Source organism: Streptomyces sp. NPDC058576 (assembly GCF_042718715.1).
In the GTDB taxonomy this organism is placed as follows: domain Bacteria; phylum Actinomycetota; class Actinomycetes; order Streptomycetales; family Streptomycetaceae; genus Streptomyces.
Map to the genome: position 1 here is coordinate 52,604 of NZ_JBHXPF010000023.1, position 17,020 is coordinate 69,623.

17 protein-coding genes and 1 pseudogene are annotated in these 17,020 nt (G+C 69.7%); 1 reads left to right on the plus strand and 17 read right to left on the minus strand.

Annotated elements, in window-relative coordinates:
• Window positions 1-13 precede the first annotated feature (13 nt).
• Window positions 14-890 (minus strand): annotated as a pseudogene (locus ACFWRV_RS18210) (IS5 family transposase).
• A 53-nt stretch (window positions 891-943) separates the two neighbouring features.
• Window positions 944-1,516 (minus strand): hypothetical protein, encoded by a 573-nt coding sequence (locus tag ACFWRV_RS18215; protein WP_384335538.1) that lies wholly within the window; start codon window positions 1,514-1,516, stop codon window positions 944-946.
• 379 nt (window positions 1,517-1,895) lie between these two features.
• On the opposite strand from ACFWRV_RS18215, the gene ACFWRV_RS18220 reads away from it, so the two are divergent.
• Complete coding sequence (locus tag ACFWRV_RS18220) at window positions 1,896-2,339, plus strand: nuclear transport factor 2 family protein (protein ID WP_384335541.1); 444 nt, start codon at window positions 1,896-1,898, stop codon at window positions 2,337-2,339.
• Between the two features lie 30 nt (window positions 2,340-2,369).
• On the opposite strand, the gene ACFWRV_RS18225 is transcribed toward ACFWRV_RS18220, so the two are convergent.
• From ACFWRV_RS18225 to ACFWRV_RS18295, 15 genes are all read right to left on the minus strand, one after another.
• Window positions 2,370-3,245 (minus strand): IS5 family transposase, encoded by an 876-nt coding sequence (locus ACFWRV_RS18225; protein ID WP_384335543.1) that lies wholly within the window; start codon window positions 3,243-3,245, stop codon window positions 2,370-2,372.
• 75 nt (window positions 3,246-3,320) lie between these two features.
• A complete protein-coding gene (locus tag ACFWRV_RS18230) occupies window positions 3,321-4,085 on the minus strand; it encodes a 3-deoxy-manno-octulosonate cytidylyltransferase (RefSeq protein WP_384335546.1) in 765 nt (254 codons plus the stop codon).
• Between the two features lie 32 nt (window positions 4,086-4,117).
• Window positions 4,118-4,678 (minus strand): NUDIX hydrolase, encoded by a 561-nt coding sequence (locus ACFWRV_RS18235; RefSeq protein ID WP_384335549.1) that lies wholly within the window; start codon window positions 4,676-4,678, stop codon window positions 4,118-4,120.
• Window positions 4,675-5,796, minus strand: a complete 1,122-nt coding sequence (locus ACFWRV_RS18240; protein WP_384335552.1) for an adenosylhomocysteinase — start codon at window positions 5,794-5,796, stop codon at window positions 4,675-4,677. Before ACFWRV_RS18240 ends, ACFWRV_RS18235 begins: the two co-directional genes overlap by 4 nt.
• 31 nt (window positions 5,797-5,827) lie before the next feature.
• Complete coding sequence (locus tag ACFWRV_RS18245; RefSeq protein WP_384335555.1) at window positions 5,828-6,826, minus strand: NAD-dependent epimerase/dehydratase family protein; 999 nt, start codon at window positions 6,824-6,826, stop codon at window positions 5,828-5,830.
• 35 nt (window positions 6,827-6,861) lie between these two features.
• Window positions 6,862-7,698, minus strand: coding sequence for an aminoglycoside phosphotransferase (locus ACFWRV_RS18250; protein ID WP_384335558.1), 837 nt, complete (start codon window positions 7,696-7,698; stop codon window positions 6,862-6,864).
• Window positions 7,695-8,351: a histidine phosphatase family protein gene (locus ACFWRV_RS18255; RefSeq protein ID WP_384335561.1), complete on the minus strand. Its 657-nt coding sequence runs from the start codon at window positions 8,349-8,351 to the stop codon at window positions 7,695-7,697. The genes ACFWRV_RS18250 and ACFWRV_RS18255 overlap by 4 nt, the downstream gene beginning before the upstream one ends.
• The gene (locus ACFWRV_RS18260) at window positions 8,348-9,106 is read right to left on the minus strand and encodes a phosphotransferase (RefSeq protein WP_384335564.1); all 759 of its coding nucleotides are present in this window, start codon (window positions 9,104-9,106) and stop codon (window positions 8,348-8,350) included. The genes ACFWRV_RS18255 and ACFWRV_RS18260 overlap by 4 nt, the downstream gene beginning before the upstream one ends.
• Window positions 9,103-9,954 (minus strand): class I SAM-dependent methyltransferase, encoded by an 852-nt coding sequence (locus tag ACFWRV_RS18265; protein ID WP_384335567.1) that lies wholly within the window; start codon window positions 9,952-9,954, stop codon window positions 9,103-9,105. The genes ACFWRV_RS18260 and ACFWRV_RS18265 overlap by 4 nt, the downstream gene beginning before the upstream one ends.
• 31 nt (window positions 9,955-9,985) lie before the next feature.
• Window positions 9,986-10,495 carry a topology modulation protein gene (locus ACFWRV_RS18270; protein WP_384335570.1) on the minus strand — a complete coding sequence of 170 codons (510 nt, stop codon included), beginning with the start codon at window positions 10,493-10,495 and terminating at the stop codon, window positions 9,986-9,988.
• 96 nt (window positions 10,496-10,591) lie between these two features.
• Window positions 10,592-11,644, minus strand: a complete 1,053-nt coding sequence (locus ACFWRV_RS18275) for a hypothetical protein (protein WP_384335573.1) — start codon at window positions 11,642-11,644, stop codon at window positions 10,592-10,594.
• Entirely contained in the window at window positions 11,641-13,359 is a 1,719-nt protein-coding gene (locus ACFWRV_RS18280; RefSeq protein WP_384335576.1) for a carbamoyltransferase, read from the minus strand. The genes ACFWRV_RS18275 and ACFWRV_RS18280 overlap by 4 nt, the downstream gene beginning before the upstream one ends.
• Window positions 13,360-13,367: 8 nt before the next feature.
• Complete coding sequence (locus ACFWRV_RS18285) at window positions 13,368-14,318, minus strand: thymidylate synthase (RefSeq protein WP_384335579.1); 951 nt, start codon at window positions 14,316-14,318, stop codon at window positions 13,368-13,370.
• Window positions 14,315-16,162: a hypothetical protein gene (locus tag ACFWRV_RS18290; RefSeq protein WP_384335582.1), complete on the minus strand. Its 1,848-nt coding sequence runs from the start codon at window positions 16,160-16,162 to the stop codon at window positions 14,315-14,317. The genes ACFWRV_RS18285 and ACFWRV_RS18290 overlap by 4 nt, the downstream gene beginning before the upstream one ends.
• Entirely contained in the window at window positions 16,159-16,851 is a 693-nt protein-coding gene (locus ACFWRV_RS18295; RefSeq protein ID WP_384335585.1) for an HAD family hydrolase, read from the minus strand. The genes ACFWRV_RS18290 and ACFWRV_RS18295 overlap by 4 nt, the downstream gene beginning before the upstream one ends.
• Between the last annotated feature and the right edge of the window lie 169 nt (window positions 16,852-17,020).

Sequence of the window (17,020 nt, forward strand, 5' to 3'; positions counted from 1 at the left end):
TTCTGCCGGGCCTTCATTGGCGGAGCCAGAGTCTGATTGACGCGAGGGTGACGGTGCCGTGGAAGACGTAGACGCGCTTGTCGAACCTCGTGGCCACGGCCCGGAAATTCTTCAACACATTGATCGTTCGTTCAACTTCGTTCCTGCGCTTGTAGATCGTCTTGTCGAAGCCGGCGGGCCGGCCGCCCTTGCTCCCGCGGGCTTGGCGGTTGGCCCGCTGGTTCTTCGGTTCGGGGATGGTGTGCTTGATCTGGCGTCGTCGCAGGTAGCGGCGGTTGCGGCGGGAGGAATACGCTTTGTCGCCGCCAAGATGCTCGGGCCGAGTCCGGGGCCGCCCACCGTCCAAGCGGGCGACACGGACGCGTTCCATGACCGGGATGAACTGCGGGGCGCCGCCCCACTGGCCCGGGGTGATCAGCAGGGCCAGCGGGCGACGTCCCCCCCCCTCACCGGCGAGGTGGATCTTGCAGGTCAAGCCGCCCCTGGAGCGTCCGAGTCCCTCGTCGGGACGGTGCTGCCGCGGCGTGCGTCTTTTCCCAGCAGCCGCGGCGGTCGCTTGCGGGCTCCGGCGGCGCGCTGGTGGGCTCGACACGAGGTCGAATCGACGCTCACCATCGACCAGTCGATCCGGCCTTCCGCGTCAGCGTCGGCCAGGACTGCCGCGAAGATCCTGTCCCATGTGCCATCCGCTGACCAGCGCCGATGTCTCTCGTACACGGTCTTCCATGGACCGAAACGCGCAGGCACATCCCGCCACGGCACCCCGGTACGCACAAGATCCCGTTGATGATCCTGCGGTGGCTGACCCAACGCCCGCCGCGTTGGCCGGACCTCGGCAGATGCGGCTTCAGCCGGACCCACTCGTCACCCGTCAGATCTCCCCGCTCCATGCTCATGCCAACGAGCCGGAGCCGTGGCAGTCACAAGATCCGCCGGACAGGCCCTAGTGGGCTTTCTCGGCCTTGGCCCTTACCCGGGCCAGGAGCTTCGAGGGCGTGATGATTTCGATTGCAGCCCGGACCTCGTTCTCGTCGATCGTGAGGCTGTGCTGCTTCCGCGCCAAAGCGTGCGCATCCTGCACAACCTGGTTGACGAACTCGTCAACCAGGTTGTGCAGGATGCCTCGGGCACCGGTGGATGCGGAAACGTCGTGCGAGTGCAGCAGCTGCTTGATGAAGCTTCTCCACCGGATATGGGGCGCTGCCTCGGCCGACTCTTCTGGTGGAGCCGCCTGGGCGGGCAGCCACTCGCCCGCAAGTGTGTTCAGGCCACTGTCCTCGCGGACGGCGGTCCTGATGTGCGCGGAACGAATCTTGGCTCCGTCTCCGGCTTTTTTGGCAGCTGCGTCCACGACCTCAGAGAGCAAGCCGCTTGTCGCGGTCGACAGCGCTGTCAATGCCGGCTGCGAGACTCTGGCGGATCCGCGCCGCTTGAAGGCTCTTTTCACCTCCATCTTCTTCGGCCGGATCGGTCCGTCTGGAGGGGAGGTGGGCAGCGCGGTGGGGTCCTTGGTCATCGATCATTCCTCCGTCAATGGCTCCAGCAGATGCCGCAGCCTTGGCCCTGCATAACGCCTCATGCCTCGAACGATTACGCCGATCTAGACCGGCCCCTGCAAGGCGGCCGGGAACACAGTGCACGCCTCCAAGTCGACTCATCCCACCGGACGGGATGACGACGACGGTGCTCGGCGGGGCAGCTGGAACCAACCACCGGCAGTCCGCCTGCCCCTGACCGTCACCAACGTCCTGTCCTCATACATCTAGGCCGATCGAAAGTGGATCTTGGTGATCTGCTTGCCTTACGTCCGAGGTAATCGTCTCGGCAGGCCCATGCTGGCAGGGTTGGTGATCCGTCCGCGTCGGAGGACGCGGACCAGGACGGAGAGGTCAGTCATGTCCATAGCCACACCGGCCAACACGCGCACCGTGGTTGAGGAGTTGTTGCGCAGAATTGGCGAGGGCAACCCCGAGCGCATCGCCGAGATGTATGCCGAGCAGGGTGACTGGAAGCTCGACTGGCCGGAGGCCGAGCACGGCCGCACTGCCACGCCGTGGATCCGCCACCGGTCTACCCGGGCCGACGCGGCCGCCCACTATCGCGAGCTTGCCGAGCACCACGTGCCGGAGCATGTGGCAACTGAGGTTGAGCGCATCCTTGTCGACGGAAGCGACGCGGTCGTGCTGGGCGAGATCCGTCAGACCGCCCGGCCCACCGGACGTGCCTACAAGGCGCGGTTCGCTCTGCATATCACCGTCGCAGACGGCCTTGTCACCCGGCACCATGTCTACGAGGACAGCCTGGCCGTCGCCCAGGCATTCGAAGCGAAGGATCAGTGAAAGACCACCGGCCATTCGCGAAGACGCTGCTCACAGCCACTCGTTGATGGTCGCGACGAGGACGGTTGCCTCGTCGCGGACCGCCAGTTTGTCGAAGCGCGTGGCGACAGCACGGTGCCTCTTGAGGCGGTTGATCCCGCACTCGACCGCGTGACACTCATGGTAGTCGGCCGGGGCGAAATAGGGCGGCCGGCCGCCACGAGAGCCAAGCTTCCGACGGTTGCGCGCCTGGTCGGCCTTGTCAGGGAGGGTGCAGCGGATCCCGCGCCGCCGCAGGTAGGCGCGGTTTCTGCGAGAGGCGTACGCCTTGTCGGCCCGCACCCGATCGGGACGGACGCGTGGTCGGCCCGGCCCGATGCGGGGCACTCGGACCTTATCCAGCACCGGCTCGAACTGCGGCGAATCCCCGCGCTGCCCGGCCGTCACCACGATCGACATGGGCTTCTGGCCCTGTTCAACGGCCAGGTGCAGCTTGGTGGTGAATCCGCCACGTGATCTTCCCAGCCCGTGATCACGGGGCTCGGCGAAAATGCCGCCCGGTGGTTCCTTCTGCAGGTCGCTCTGCTTGCGAGCCCCGGCTGCATGCTGGTGGGCACGGCAGACGGTGGAGTCGACGCTCAGGTCCCACACGATCTCCCCCTTCGCGTCGGCCAGGGACTGGAGCCGGGTGAGGATCCGCTGCCAGGTGCCGTTCCGCTGCCATCGGCGGAACAGGTCGTAGATCCGGCTCCACGGCCCGTACTCAACAGGGACATCCCGCCATGGAACTCCGGTCCGGACCCGGAACCGTATGCCGTCGATCAACTGCCGCCGAGGCCAGACCGGCGGCCGCCCCGACCTAATACCCCTCGGCAACAACGGCTTCAGTGTTGCCCACTGCTCGTCCGTGAGATCTCCCCGTCCCATGAACCGTGATCATCACAACTCAAGATCCACTTTCGATACACAGCCTAGTAGGCACGGTTGAGTTCGCGTCGAGCCTCAGTTGCTCTGGTCGAGAAGTCGTTCGGCTCGCGCCAGATCTTCGGGGGTGTCTACTGCCACCCCGTCGTCCAGGACGGGCACCATCCGCACGGCGTGGCCGTGTTCGACGAAGCGCAGCATCTCCACTCCCTCGGCACGCTCCAAGGGCCCCTGCTGGAGCCGCCGGAAGTGCTGGAGAGCCTCGCCGGTGAAACCGTAGAGGCCCAGTTGGCGCAGGTACTTCGGCCGGTCGCCCCTGGGGTACGGGATGGGCTGGCGCGAGAACATGAGGGCCTCGCTGCGGGCCGTGACCACGACCTTGACGACGTTGTGGTCCAGGACGGCGCCGACGTCGACCAGCTCGGTGTAGGCGTTCACGGCGAAGGTGCCAGGCGGAGTGAATTCCAGGGCCTCGGAGACGTCGTTGATGGCGGTCGGCGAGATGAACGGCTCGTCGCCCTGGACGTTGATGTACCCGTCGGCCGGCAGGCGTTCGGCGACCTCCGCGACGCGGTCGGTTCCGGTGAGGTGCTCCCCGGTACGGATGCTGTCGATGCCGAGTTCGCGGCACGCTGCTTCGATGCGTTCGTCGTCTGTCGCGACGATGGCTCCGTCGAGGCGTTTGGCCTCCAGGCAGCGCTGGTGGACGTGCCAGAGCAGCGGCTTGCCGCCGAGGAGGGCCAGTGGTTTGCCGGGGAAGCGGGAGGCACCCCATCGGCAGGGTATGACGGCGATGTGCCGACGCCGTTCGGCGTCCGTCGGTCGGGCTGTGGTGGCGGCCACGGCGTCCTCCTGGTATTCGGATTCGGGGGGCTTCAGGTGAGCTGGGCGAGCTTGGCGCGGACGGTGGGTGAGGCGGTGGTCGCGAACGGCCGCCACAGGTAGCCGTCGACCTCCTCCTCCTGCAGCGTCACCGCGTGATCGGCCCCGAGGTGGAAGGCCCAGCGGAAGTCCACGTGGTGGTGGGCCGGCTCGTTCTTCAACGGGTTCGCGTCGATCGCGTGCACGTCGATGTCGAGGGGGATGACCTCGTGGTTGGCGAGGGGGACGACGGCGCTGGGCGGGATGCCGACCTCCTCGTGCAGTTCGCGCAGGGCGGCGTCGCGCAGGTGCTGGTCGGACGGTTCGTTGTGCCCGCCGGGCGCCAGCAGTTTCCGGGATGCCTTGTGCAGGATGTGGAGCACGTGCTGTTCATCGTTGATGAGGATGGCGCTGCAGGTCACGTGGGCGGGGAACGTCTTGCGGCTGGTGGGATCGTCCGCGCCGGCGAGCGCGGCGAACAGCATGGTCAGGGAGGCGCGCTCGTCCGGGTGGCGGGCGAGGTACGCCTCCGTGACGGTGCGGATGTGTTCGGTGGAGGGAGGCAACGAGGTCACCTTTCGAAGTGGCGGAGCCAGGTTCTGGCGATGGTGTCGCGGTCGGCCGCCGGCATCTCGTGCAGTCCGGGCTGGAATCGCGCGTGGCTGAGTGCGGCGGTGGCGGCGAGTATCTCGGCCTGGACGAGGTGGATGTAGGTGCCGACGACGGCGCCGTGCACGAAGTTGACGGCACCCCCGTCGGCGAGGACGTAGAAGTAGTGGCCAGTGACCTCGTATCGAGTCAACTGGGTTTCGACGGGCTGGCGTTCGTAGAGGTCATCAAGGCTGCTGAGTTCGAGTTCGTCCTCGGAAGAGGTCACCGATCCGAGGTACGCGCCGTTGCGCAGGGCGGCGAAATCCTCGTGCCGTAGGGCGAGATTGCCAGTGGCGCAGAGGACGAGTTCCGCGTCGTGGACGGCCTCCGTGGTGGACGAACTGGTGCGGAAGCCGAGAGCGTGGGCTTGTACCCGCTTGACCGCGTCGTTGTCGTACACGGTGACGCGCAGGTCCTGGGCGCGCAGGGTCTGCGCAATCGAGCGGCCGATCTTGCCGAAGCCGATGACGCAGGCGCTGCGGCTCGTGAGGATGTCCCCGCGGGCGCGGACGAGGGCGTCGGTGGAGAACACGATGGACCGGCCGACGAGGTGGTCCTCGCAGTCCTTGAGCGGGGAGCGGGCCACGGATACGACCGGGCACGGCAGCGAGCCGAGTCCTGCGTACCGCTGGTGCCCGTTCTCGGTGTCCTCGACGACGCCGAGGATGCGGCCGGAGAACTTGTTCACGAGGGTGTCGAGGCTGAGCGCGAAGTACCCGCCGATGTCGACCAGAACGACGTCTTGGCCGCCGGCCGTGTCCTCCAGATAGTGCAGGGCCTGGGTCTCGTCGGTGAACCGCTCCCGGGTCAGGTCGTGGACCGGCAGGGTGTGGCGGACGGTGTCGAGGGTCGGCTGGTGGATCGACCGGGGCTTGGGTAGGACGGCACCGATCGTGGACACCGCGGTCATAGCGCGTAAGAACGCGGGGCGTTCCGGGAGCAGGTGGGTGATGACCAGCGTCGTGATCGCCTGCCCGGCGGGGAACTGCGCGGTGATTCTCCGGAAGAAGGCGTCCAGCCGTGCTCGCTCGGGAGTTTCCATGAGCATTCCTCTCGGGTTCCGAGGCGTATGGCTACGCGGCCCGGCTGTAGTCCGGAACCGGGGCGGCCAGAGCCTGCATGTGGGCGCGCAGTCCGCTGTGGAGGTCGACGCGCGGCTGCCAGCCGAGGACCTCTCCCGCGCGGCCGGGGTCTGCGCGCGTGAGCAGGACGTCCCCGTTGCGCACGTGGTCCTGGTGGAGCTGGATCTCGCGGCCGGTGAGGCTGTTGGCGATGTCGATCACGTCCAGCAGCGATGCGTTCGAGCCGCCGCCGACGTTGATGGGGCCGTGAGGGTTCGGGACGACGCCGGCGGCGATCGTGGCGGCGACCGCGTCGTCGATGTAGGTGAAGTCGCGGCGCTGGTGACCGTCTCCGTACAGGCGCAGGGGCTGTCCGGTCAGGGCGGCGTACAGGGCGCGATGGGTGAACATGTCGGCGCGCTGACGGGGGCCGTAGACGGTGAAGTACCGCAGGGCGACGACGGTGAGGCCACCGGGGCGCGCGGCATAGGCGAGGCAGAGCTGCTCCTCGGCCAGCTTGGTCACGGCGTACGGGGAGGCGGGATTGGGGCGGTCGGTCTCGCGGCTCGCGTCGCCGTCGGTCGGACCGTAGACGCTGGAGGAGGAGGCGACGACCAGTCGGGGGACGCCGATCCGGGTGGAGGCTTCGAGGACACGGTGGGTGGCCAGCACGTTGGACGCGAGGTAGTCGCCGAACTGCGGTCCCCAGGAGGGCCGCACGCCGGGGATGCCGGCGAGGTGGAAGACCGCGTCGGCGTCGATCAGAAGGGGGTCGATGGCGCAATGGAGGAGGTCGGCCGTGACGTGGTGGTATCCCGGGCGTCCTCGCAGCGCGACGAGGTTGGCGGCGGCCGTCGGGTCGGTGGACGGATCTCGGCGGTCCACGCCGATCACGGTGGTGCCGGCCTGGACGAGGGCGTGGGCGAGGTGGGAGCCGATGAATCCGGCGGAGCCGGTCACCACGGCCCGTCGGGGGGCAGCATTGGTCGGGGGCTGCTCGTGCTGTGGCACGGGGATCTCCAGAGAGGTGTCGTCGAAGGGGTAGGTCAGGTGAGCCGGGAGAGGACGGTTCTGCCGTGCGCGCTGAGGGCGGCGTCGTTCTCTTTGTGGCCCTTGACCAAGGCCGTGGCCGCCTCGATAGCGCCGAAGGACTCCAGGAGGCGTCGCTCGGTGTCGTTCGGCGGGCGCCCGTAGCCGTGGAAGAAGGCGGTGCGGAGGTGGGGTGCGGCCTGCCAGCGTCGGAATTCGAGCCGGGCGAAGTCGCGGACCCGGGCGTCGCGTCGCATGTGCTCGAAGTCGTAGATGCCGAAGATGTCGCCGAGCAGCCAGTTGCGCGGCTGGTAGTCGAGGTGGCAGATCGCGCTGTCCATGTAGCTGGCGCCCAAGATCGCCGCGTGATGCGTCAGCAGGTTCTCCTCGGCCGCGTCGAGCAGGTCGGCTCGGACGGCCCGGTCGATCCACCGCTGGAACCGCTCGGCGAGCGAGGCGCCGACGGCTCCGCCCTGGGGCATGGCCGTGGCCCGGTGCAGCTTGCCCAGCACGTGCCCGGCCTCGTGGTGGGCCAGTTCCTCCTCGGGCGAGCCGGGAGCGACGGTGTCCGCGCAGTCGCCTGCGAGTGCGGTGAGCAGCAGGGTGCGGGTGGCGTCATCCCGGCCGACCAACTCCGGCACGTGACCGGTCAGATGGCGGACCCACGTCTCATAGGCGTGGAGTTCTCCGGCGTACCGGTCTCGCTCCGCGTGCTGCTTCGCGATGAACTGACGCCCGTCCCCGACCGCCAAGCGCACCACGCGGGGCGGGAGCGCGGGGTCCGCTGCGATGTCGACTGCGCCGAGGAGGTGGTGCGCCAGTCGTATCCGCGGGTCGTCCGCGGTCACGATCACGGAGTCGGCTCCGGCGTGAGGAGACTGAGGTGCTCGGTGTCGTTGTGCCGGTCGAGCATCCAGCGGGTCTGGCCCAGGCGGTTGCGGTGGTGCTGCCAGCGGGTGATGGAGGCGTGGTTGTGGGTGAATCCGGACGGCGAGCCGATCGGGATGCCGAACAGCAGGGTGTGTGCGGTGATCACCGTCTCCCCGTGGGCGGCGAAGACGACGCGCTTGCCGTGGTTCTCCTTGATGAGCTGGCTCAGGTTCCTGCCGGCGCGCTCCAGGTACCCGTTCCAGGTGTCGGAGCCGTTGGCCCAGGGCGTGTCGGGGTGGGCGTGCGGCCCGCCGTCGGCGGCCGTCTTCACCGCGTCCCAGGGCCTGCCGTCGGCGTCGCCGTGGACCGGTCCGTCGAGTCGGTCGTCGTGATGTACGGGGATCTGGAGCGTCTGGGCGATGATCTCGCCGGTCTGGACGAGGCGGATCCGCGGGCCGGTGTAGATGACGTCGAAGGGCTTCTTCAGGTGCTCGGTGGCCAGGCGGCGTGCGGCCTGTTCGGCTTGGGCGTACCCGAGGTTGGTCAGGCCGGTGCAGGTGCGCGGGCCCCCGACGAGGCCGTCGGCGTTGCACCGGGCCTGGCCGTGCCGGACGAAGACGAGTTCGGTGGTGATCATGAGGCTCCTCGGTGCGTGAAGCGGAGGGGCAGGCTGTAGTGGTAGCCGTTGCGGCCGACGTACGGTGCGGTGAGCACCGCGTGCAGGCCCAGGAAGCTGTCGAGCCGGCCCCGGTCCGTCGTGCCCAGCCGGGCGTCGTAGCGTCGGGCTGCCGCGTTGTACGCGAGTAGGGCGGTGGTAACGGCTTGGTCCGTGAGCGGCCCGTAGGTCAGGTGGAGCGTCGCGACGAGCTTGGCGAGGTCGTAGCCCAGCGGGGCGAGGGACAGGTCGTCGGTGTCGACGGCGACGATGTCTTGCGCGGTGATGATGAAGTTCCGCGGGTTGCTGTCCTTGTAGAAGGCGCAGGGTCCCTCGGCGGTCGCTTCCAGCAGGCCGAGCATCGCGTGCAGCGCCGTCTTGTTCGGCAGGTAGCCCTGCTCGTGGCGTCGCCGCAGAGCGATCCTCCGGGGCCCGAGGTAGTCGTCGAACTGCGTGCCGTCCTCGAAGTGGTGCGGGGTGTCCAGCGACACGGAGTGCAGGTCGCTGGCCCAGGCGGCACCGTGGGCGTGGCCGAGCAGTTCCGCCACGCGCGATAGGTCCTCGGGACGTACGGGCCGTCCCTCGATCCGTTCGAACGTCAGGGACTGTGGTCCGGCAGTGTGGAGAGCCGGCTGCCGCAGCGGCTTGGCGTGCGCGGTGAGCCACCGGTAGTGGCGCACCGCCCCCGCCGCGCGCTCGGGTTCCACGTAGTGCTTGGTGAACGGGGCGGGGCTCATGCCGGCTCTCCTTCTTCCTTCGGCTGTCCGACGACGAAGGTGATCAGGGACCGGGTGGTCAGCGGCCGGTCGGGAAGGAACTCGTGCAGGGCCGCGGCCAGGGCACCGGGGTTGCCGTACAGGCCGGGCGCCAAGTCGTACTTGGGGTTGGTGGCCAGGTACTGCGCCGTGTGGTCGTGGCCGTCGAAGGTGAAGACGTGCTCCTCGTCCAGGACGGCGATCACGTCGAGCGAGGAGGCGGCCACGTCGGCGAGGTTGCCGCTGTGGGCTGCGGTGTAGAGGCTCTCGTGCCGGGCGGCACGCGCATCGAGGCCGGCGGAGGCGACCAGCTGGTCCATCTCTCGGTAGCTGTCGAGGCCCTTGGTGACGAGCACGGCCAGACCTCCGGGCGCGAGGACCCTGGCGATCTGTCCGACGACGTCCTCGGGGTGCGGCGAGTGGTAGAGGCAGAACGCCGCGACGATGATGTCGCTCGACCCGTCGGGCAGGGGGAGGTCGTGGAAGTCGGCTTCGACGAACTCCACCGTGCTGTCGGGCAGGTCCCTGGCGCGCTCGCGGGCCTGGGCGAGCAGGGAGGGGGCGGCGTCAAGGCCGACGATGCGCTTGGGCCGGAGCTGCTCGGCGATGACGAGGCTGCTCGTGCCGCGACCGCAGCCGATGTCGAGCACCACGCCCAGCCGGTCGGGCCGGGCGTGGTGGGTCTGCACCAGGCTGACGATCGTCTCGGGCACCGGGTGTCCGGCGGTCTTGGCGTTCATCAGGGCGCTGGTCCGCCCGGCCAGCCGCGAGGCGTGCCCGTACAGCTCCCGCTGCCGGGCCGGGTCCAGGAACGGGTTGGGCTCGTTCATGCCGCACCCCCTGACCGGGGGCGCGGACCGGTCAGGACTGCTCGGCGGCTACCTTCCGCAGCCAGCGGCGCGTCTGACGCCGACTGGCCAGCAGCACCACATCGGCACCGGAGCCGAACTCCTCGATCTTCGCCATCACGCGGGGCCGCATCTTGCGCCGGTACGTGGCGACGTACTTGATCACGCCCCAGTGGATGCGGTTGTGCACCCCGTTGCCCTTGTGCCCGGCCCCGTGCCGGATCTGCCGGGAGAAGATCCCGTACAGCGCCGCCACGGTCGACACGTCCATCAGGACCACCGTGTCGCAGGCTTCGAGCCGTACCTGCAGCGTCGAGTTGTAGTTGCCGTCGATCACCCACCGCGACTGCGCGACCAGCTCGCGCTGGACGTCGGTGAACTTGTCCATGGGCAACGCGTTCCACTCGTCGTCGTAGAACGCGGCGTCCAGGTGCGTCACCGGGGCGTCGAGGATCCTGCCCAGTTCGCGGGCCACGTGGGATTTGCCGCTGCCTCCGCAGCCGACGATGGCGACCTTCTTCATGGTGCTCCAGCGTAGAGAGGTTCGGGTGTCCGGCGGACCCATCCTCCGGGACGCGCCCGGAGGACCCGCGCGCCGTGGTCGATCGAGCGGTCTGCATCAGGCAGCTCCCCGCTCGGTCGCCGTGGTCTGGAGGAGGCCGTGCAGGACGGACTCCAGGGTGTTGACCTGCCTGCACAGGCCGAACAGGCTCAGGCGGTCCACACATGCAGCGATCAGGGCGGCGTGCTGCTCGGTGCCGACGATCTCGCTCAGGTAGGAGAGGCGTTCGAGGACGTCGTTGCCGGAGCGCACGAGCAGTTCCTTCGGGACGAACCGGTCGGCGAAGCGGATGTCCGCCGGGGCCAGCGGCAGGCAGCCGGCGAGCACGGCCTCGAAGATGCGCTGGGTCATCTGCCCGACGGCGGCGTACCGCTCGGGCAGCATGAGCACCGTGGCCAGGGACCGGCCGTAGACGCCGGCGGCGTCCTCGAACGGGATCCGGCCCGCGAAGCGGACGTGCGGCCAGCGGCCGGTTTTCGCCCACTTCCCGGCGACCAGGTGCTCGACGCGGGCGGCTGCCGGGGCGAAGAAACGGTCGAAGGGCTCATCGCGGTCGTACTGGTTGCCCACGTAGCCGAGCGCGAGATCCCGGGGCCGCGCCGCCAGGGTGAGGGGATCAGCCTGGGCGAGGAGGTCCTCGGCGACGGGGAAGAGCAGCGAGTGCGCGCCGAGCGTCGGGGCGAGCGCCGCCTCGCAGACGCGGGTTTGGGCCGTACGGCGCCACACGCTCTCGGCGCGCAGGGTGCGGTCCTTGTCCCAGATGACGGTGGGCGTCTGGGACCGGACCGTGTAGTGGTTGATGAGCTGTGCCTGCCGGTGGAGGTCGCAGGTGTGCCCCTCGCTGCCGCACACGGTGGTGTTGCGGCCGGGGATGGCCCAGCGCCACTCCAGGAACAGGGCGTCGATGCCGGGCAAGCCGTCGTCGAAGGTGTACGGGCCGCCGAGGTCGTCACCGGCTTCGAGGCGGTCGCGGTCGGGCTGGAGGAAGACGATCTCGTGACCGCGGGCAAGGAGGGCATCGATGAAGGGACGGCGGTGGCTGCGGCCTCCGTCGGGGGTGTCGGTGACGCCGTTGCCGAGGAAGCCCCAGAAGCTGTACCCGATCTTCATTTGGTGATCCACCGGCCTTCGAGGAGCAGGGCGTCGAGGCCGGAGTTGGCCAGGCAGTCCAGGGCCATCTCGGGCGTCCCGCAGATCGGCTTGCCCTTGACGTTGAGGGAGGTGTTGATCAGCACGGGTACGCCGGTCCGGCGGCCGAAGGCGGTCAGCACCGCATGCATGAACGGGTTCTGCGACTGGGTGACGGTCTGCAGTCGGGAGGTGCCGTTGGCGTGCACGATGGCCGGCACCCGCTCGCGCGTCAGGTCCGTCACCCCGGAGGCCATGGACATGTAGGGCGCCGGCTGGCCGAGGGCGAAGAACTCGGCGGCGCGCTCGGCGGGGACCATGGGGGCGAAGGGCCGGAACGGCTCGCGGAACTTCACGGTGGCGTTCAGCCGCTCGACGACCCCGGGCTCCAGCGGGGAGGCGAGGATCGAGCGGTTGCCCAGGGCGCGCGGCCCGGCTTCGACCCCTCCCTGGAACAGTCCGGCGATCACGCCGTGGGCGAGCTGGTCGGCGAGGAACTCGGCGGTCTCGATGCCGAAGGTCTTCTGGCGGAGGCCGGGCCAGGGGGCCAGGTCGAGGGGCTGGTCCTCGTAGGAGGGGCCGAGGTAACAGTGGCGGGCGATGCCGGCGACCGGGCGAGGGCTGCGCCCATCGACATGCACGGCGAGGGCGGCCCCGATGGCGGTTCCGGCGTCTCCGGGCGCCGGCGGGATGAACACCTCGTCGAAGATGTCAGCCTCGATGATCTTCCCGATGCTGACGCAGTTCGTGGCGACGCCGCCGCCCACGCACAGGCGCCGGGAGCCGGTGAGCACTCTGGCGCGGCGGGCCAGGTGGACCATCACCTGCTCGGTCCGCTCCTGGAGGGCAGCCGCCAGGTCTCGGTGGACGTCGGTGAGCGGTTCGCTCGGGTGCCGCTCAGGGCAGGTCTCGGCGACGAACCACAGGGATGTCCTCGGGTATCCCGAGGTGAGGGTTCGCGCCGGGAAGTAGCCAGGGTGGATGCGGAAGCCCGTGGCCGTCGTGCGGACGGCCGTGCTGAACAGGTGGCGGAAGCGGACGGGGTCACCGAGGGCGGCCAGCGCCATGACGGTGCCCTCCTCGTCGCCCCGCCGCCAGCCCAGGTGCTCGGTGACGGCGCCGTACACGTAGCCGAGGGAGGCTGGGTCGTTGATCGCTTCCAGGGTCTGGACGCGGGGGCGCTGGATGCCGTGGCCGCGAGCGATGGTGGTGGTCTGCCGCTCGCCGAGGCTGTCGACCACGAGTACGGCGGCTTCCTCCCAGCCGGAGGCGGCGAAGGCCGTGAGCTGGTGGGCGCGGTGGTGCAGGACCGGTGTGACGCGGGCCGAGGGGAACTGGCTGCCGAGGACGCGCAGCCGCCGCCGGGTCCGCAGGGCGACCTTGGCGAACCCGAGGGCGCGGGCCAGGCTCCGGTCGCGCGTGGTCGGCGAGAGCGCCATGCGCAAGGCGGCGGGCGACTCGGTGAGGTAGCGGGCGGGCTGGAAGTTGTAGGCGACGGCGTCCACGTCGGTGGCGCTCAACTTGGCCTGGTCGAGGAGCCATCCCACGGCGCGGGCCGGGTAGAGCTTGGTGTGCTTCTGCTCGGAGAGGCGTTCCTCCTCGACGAAGCCGACGAGTTCACCGTCCACGAGAAGGGCGGCCGACGAGTCGTGGGTGTACGAGCACAGGCCGAGGATCACGGAGGGGGTGCGCTTCATGGCGGCGGTCACCTTGCCCCGGCCGTCGCGGCGCGATTGGTCGAGCGCCGCTCCAGCTCTCCGTACCAGGCGGTGAGGGCTTGGCCGAGGGGCCCGTCGATCGTGTCGGCCGCCCGCCACGCCTGCTCTCGCTTGCCGTCCTTCCACAGCCGGTAGCTGCGCAGCGTCTCGGCCATCGCGTCCCAGCCGGGGTGGCCGGTCACGTCACGGGCCTCGACCTGGTCGAGCAGGCCGCCGAAGCCGTTCCAGGGTGTTCGCAGGTCGGGCATGATCTCGCTCGCCGGGAGCGAGGTGAGCATGTCGGCCTGCTCGATGTGCTCGTCGTAGATGTGCAGCGAGCCGATGTGCAGGTGAAACTCGCCGAGTTCCGCATCGAGCCATCCGGCGACCAGCTCGTGCAACACGGTGTAGAAGAACACGTCGTACGGCATGCCGATCCATACGTCCTGGCCGCGCATCATGGTCGCCATGTGCAGGCGGCCGGCGCGCAGGTGGAACCGGAACCCAAGGGTGCACGGCACGTCCTTGTGCCCTGCGGCGTCCTGGGCCGGGTCGTAGAGCTGGATCAGGGCTCGGCGGGAGTCGGGGTCGGCTTGGAGGATCTCGACGACGCGGGCGAGTTGGTCGACCTTGCCGGCCCAGTTCCGCATCCTGGGGCCGTACGCCCCCAGGAGGACGCCTTCGTCGGCGAACTGCCGCAGCCGGTTGTTGTAGTCGAAGATCCACGGAGCGTCGGAGCCGGACAGGTGCCAGACCGTCTCGGCCACGGCGAAGGCCGGATTCATGATGCGGGCGAGCGGGGCGTAGAGCAGGCGGGCACGCGGCTGGGTGAGCAGCAGGTGCACATCGCGGACTTCGTGGGTGGCCATGCCCCGGGGGCTGATCTTCTCGCCGGACTTGGCCAGCGTGACGGCGCCGGAGAACAGCTCGGCGATGCTGTCGGCTGTGAGGGATGTCATCGGACGGATGCTCCTTCGTCCTGGGGCGACGCAGCGGCGCCCGGGTGGTGGTGGGTGGAGTCGTCGGCCCTCGGGCCGGAGGTGGCGCGGTCGGTGATGAGCCGGGCGATCCGAGTGGCGCTGTCGCCGCGCCACCGGCAGACCGCGTCCAGGGCCGCCCGCGGGATCGGCGCAGGGCCCGCGCGTACGCCGGAGAGTGCTTCGGCGACCTCGCCGGCGGCCTCGCATCGGGTCGCCAGTCCGTGACCGGTCAGGCCCAGGGTGCGTTCGCCCGGAGGGCCGATTTCGAGGACGGGGATGCCGAGCAGCGCGGCTTCGATCCCGCACGTCGAGTACGCGCTCGCCAGGACGTCAGCGCCGGCGAGGCAGCCTCGTGCTCCGACCCGGGGGTCGGCCACCGCGAGGGGCGTCCCGCCGGCCCGCTTCACCAGAGCGGTGAAGGCGTCGGCTCCCTGCGCCGGGTGTGGAGCGATGACGAGCCCCCAGTCGCCGTCCGCCTCGGCGAGCCCGTCCAGGAGGAGGTCCGCGTGGGACTTGAGGTGATCGGGGTTGAAGGGCTGGCAGGCCCACACCGCGATCCGGGTCGGCGCACGTCGGCCCCCCGGAGCGAGCAGCTTCTCCAGGTATCGGCGCTGTGCCTGGCGGCTCAGGCCGGCGAGGACGTCGAAGCGGGGCTGCCCTAGGACGTGCACCTCGGCCTCGGGGTGGCGCGCCCACCTCTGGCCCAGAGCGAGGTCCCGCTCGCCCATGACGACGATGTCGCGGCTGTGCAGGGCAGGCCAGGCGACCGATTCCGCCGTCCACGCCCCGTGCTGGACGTGAACCGAGTTCGCCCCGTGCCGCTCGGCGGCGTGCGCGGTCAGCACGCCCAGCGGGCTGGTGTCGTTGCTCAGCAGGACGGTGTGCGGCCGGGTGGTCGCCAGCATGTCGTCGAGCCAGCTCTCCGCCCGCACCACCGTCCGCCATGACGGCTGGGTGCAGCCCCCGCTGGTCTCCAAGAGCACAGACAAGAGCCTTATGAGCCGGGCAAGTTGGACATCGTGGCCTCCCACCTGGACGACGTGCTCGTCGTCGGGACGGTGGAGGCCCTCGGCGGTGCCGGAGAGGGTGAAGAGGTCGCTCGGAGCCGAGCGCAGCTCGATACCCGTGACCGATCCCGCGCTGCACCGCTCGGCGGCATCAGTGGCGAGATCGAGCAGGAGACTCCTCTGCCCGCCGCGTGCCAGTTCGGCAAGAACCGGGGTCAGCGTGGCCGCGTGGCGGGAGGTCCACGACAGCGCCAGAACGTCCTGCCGTTCGAGATCCGAGGGGAGCGGACTCGGCTCCGTGTTCGCCGTACTCGTACGGGCGCGGTTGCGGAGCTGGGCGGAGCGGGTCGGGTTGTGCGGTGCCGCAGCACCGAGCACGTACGCGACGCCGGACCACGTCACGGTGTAGGCCAGGTACTCACGCGAGCTGCTCGACCGCAGTCCCACGAGTCCTTCGTACGGGGCCAGGGTCAGGGGCCCTGGGGTCGAGGCGAACGGTGCCCAGGCGTTCAGGGCCAGGAGCTTGCGCACGATCTCGGCGACGAAGCGTCGCACGGGGACGTGCTGGACGTGGAGCCAGCCGGCTCCGCCCGGGGTGGAGGCCAGTGTGGCGCTGTAATGGTCGAGGGCGGCCATGACGTCTTCGACGCCGGAGCGCAGTAACTGCTTGTCGACGGTCGTCGCTTCCAGGTCCGTGGTGTGGACGTGGTCGGTTTGCGCGTGCGCCAGGGCACCGGTTCCGACGAGAGCCCACGTCGGCTTCCCGGTGTTGGAGGAGCGGACCAGGCCGAGGCCGCCAGTCGTGCGGGGACTCACGCCGCGCTCCCCTCGACGAGCCGCTTGGCGGGGAGGAGGCTCAGCAGTTCCTTGGGCGACGCGGCCGTCTCGGGGTCGGGAGTCGTCGGCTGCCCGTAGCCCCATGCAGCGTGTACATAGGGGACGCAGGCGCGTGCGGCCGACTCCTGGTCGACCGCCATGTCACCCACGTAGACGGCGGAGGCGGGGTCGACTCCCAGGTCGACCAGCGCCAGGAGGAGCGGGTCCGGGGCCGGCTTCGTCCGGCCCGCTCCGGCGGGCGTGCGGATGGTCGCGAAGGGACAACCGAGGCGCGCGAGGAGCGGGGCCGCCCGGTCGACGTGCTTGGACGTCACGACGCCCAGCCGCCAGTCGGCGGCCACGAAGGCGTGGAGCGTCTCGACGATGCCGGCGAACTCCTCCGCGAGGTGCGCGGTGGCCACGGACTCCGCCTCGTACGTCCGGCGGATCGCTTCGGTGTCGGTCACGCCCAGCCGCTGCATGATGTCGCCGAACTCGCGGCCCAGATGGCGCTCGTAGTCGCGGAAGGGGAGCGCGACGCCATGGATCTCTTGGACCCTCTGCCACGCCTTCCGCATCACCGGACGCGTGTCGAGCAGGACGCCGTCGAGATCGAGAAGAAGAGCGCGCGACCTGTGGTCGTTGGGTGCGGCCGGAGCCGGTGGCGATTCGTGAGTAGGAACGGTCATGATCATCCTCTCGTCAGGGTGTCGTCGTGTCTCAGAGGGCCGAGGCCGGTTCGAGTTGCAACTCGGGGTACTGGTCCGGGGGCCAGCCAGGCCGCGTCCGCCGGACCGTCAGTCGAAGGCGAGACCGATCCATCCGGCGCGGCCGGTAGGCGCGAGAGCCGGTGAAAGC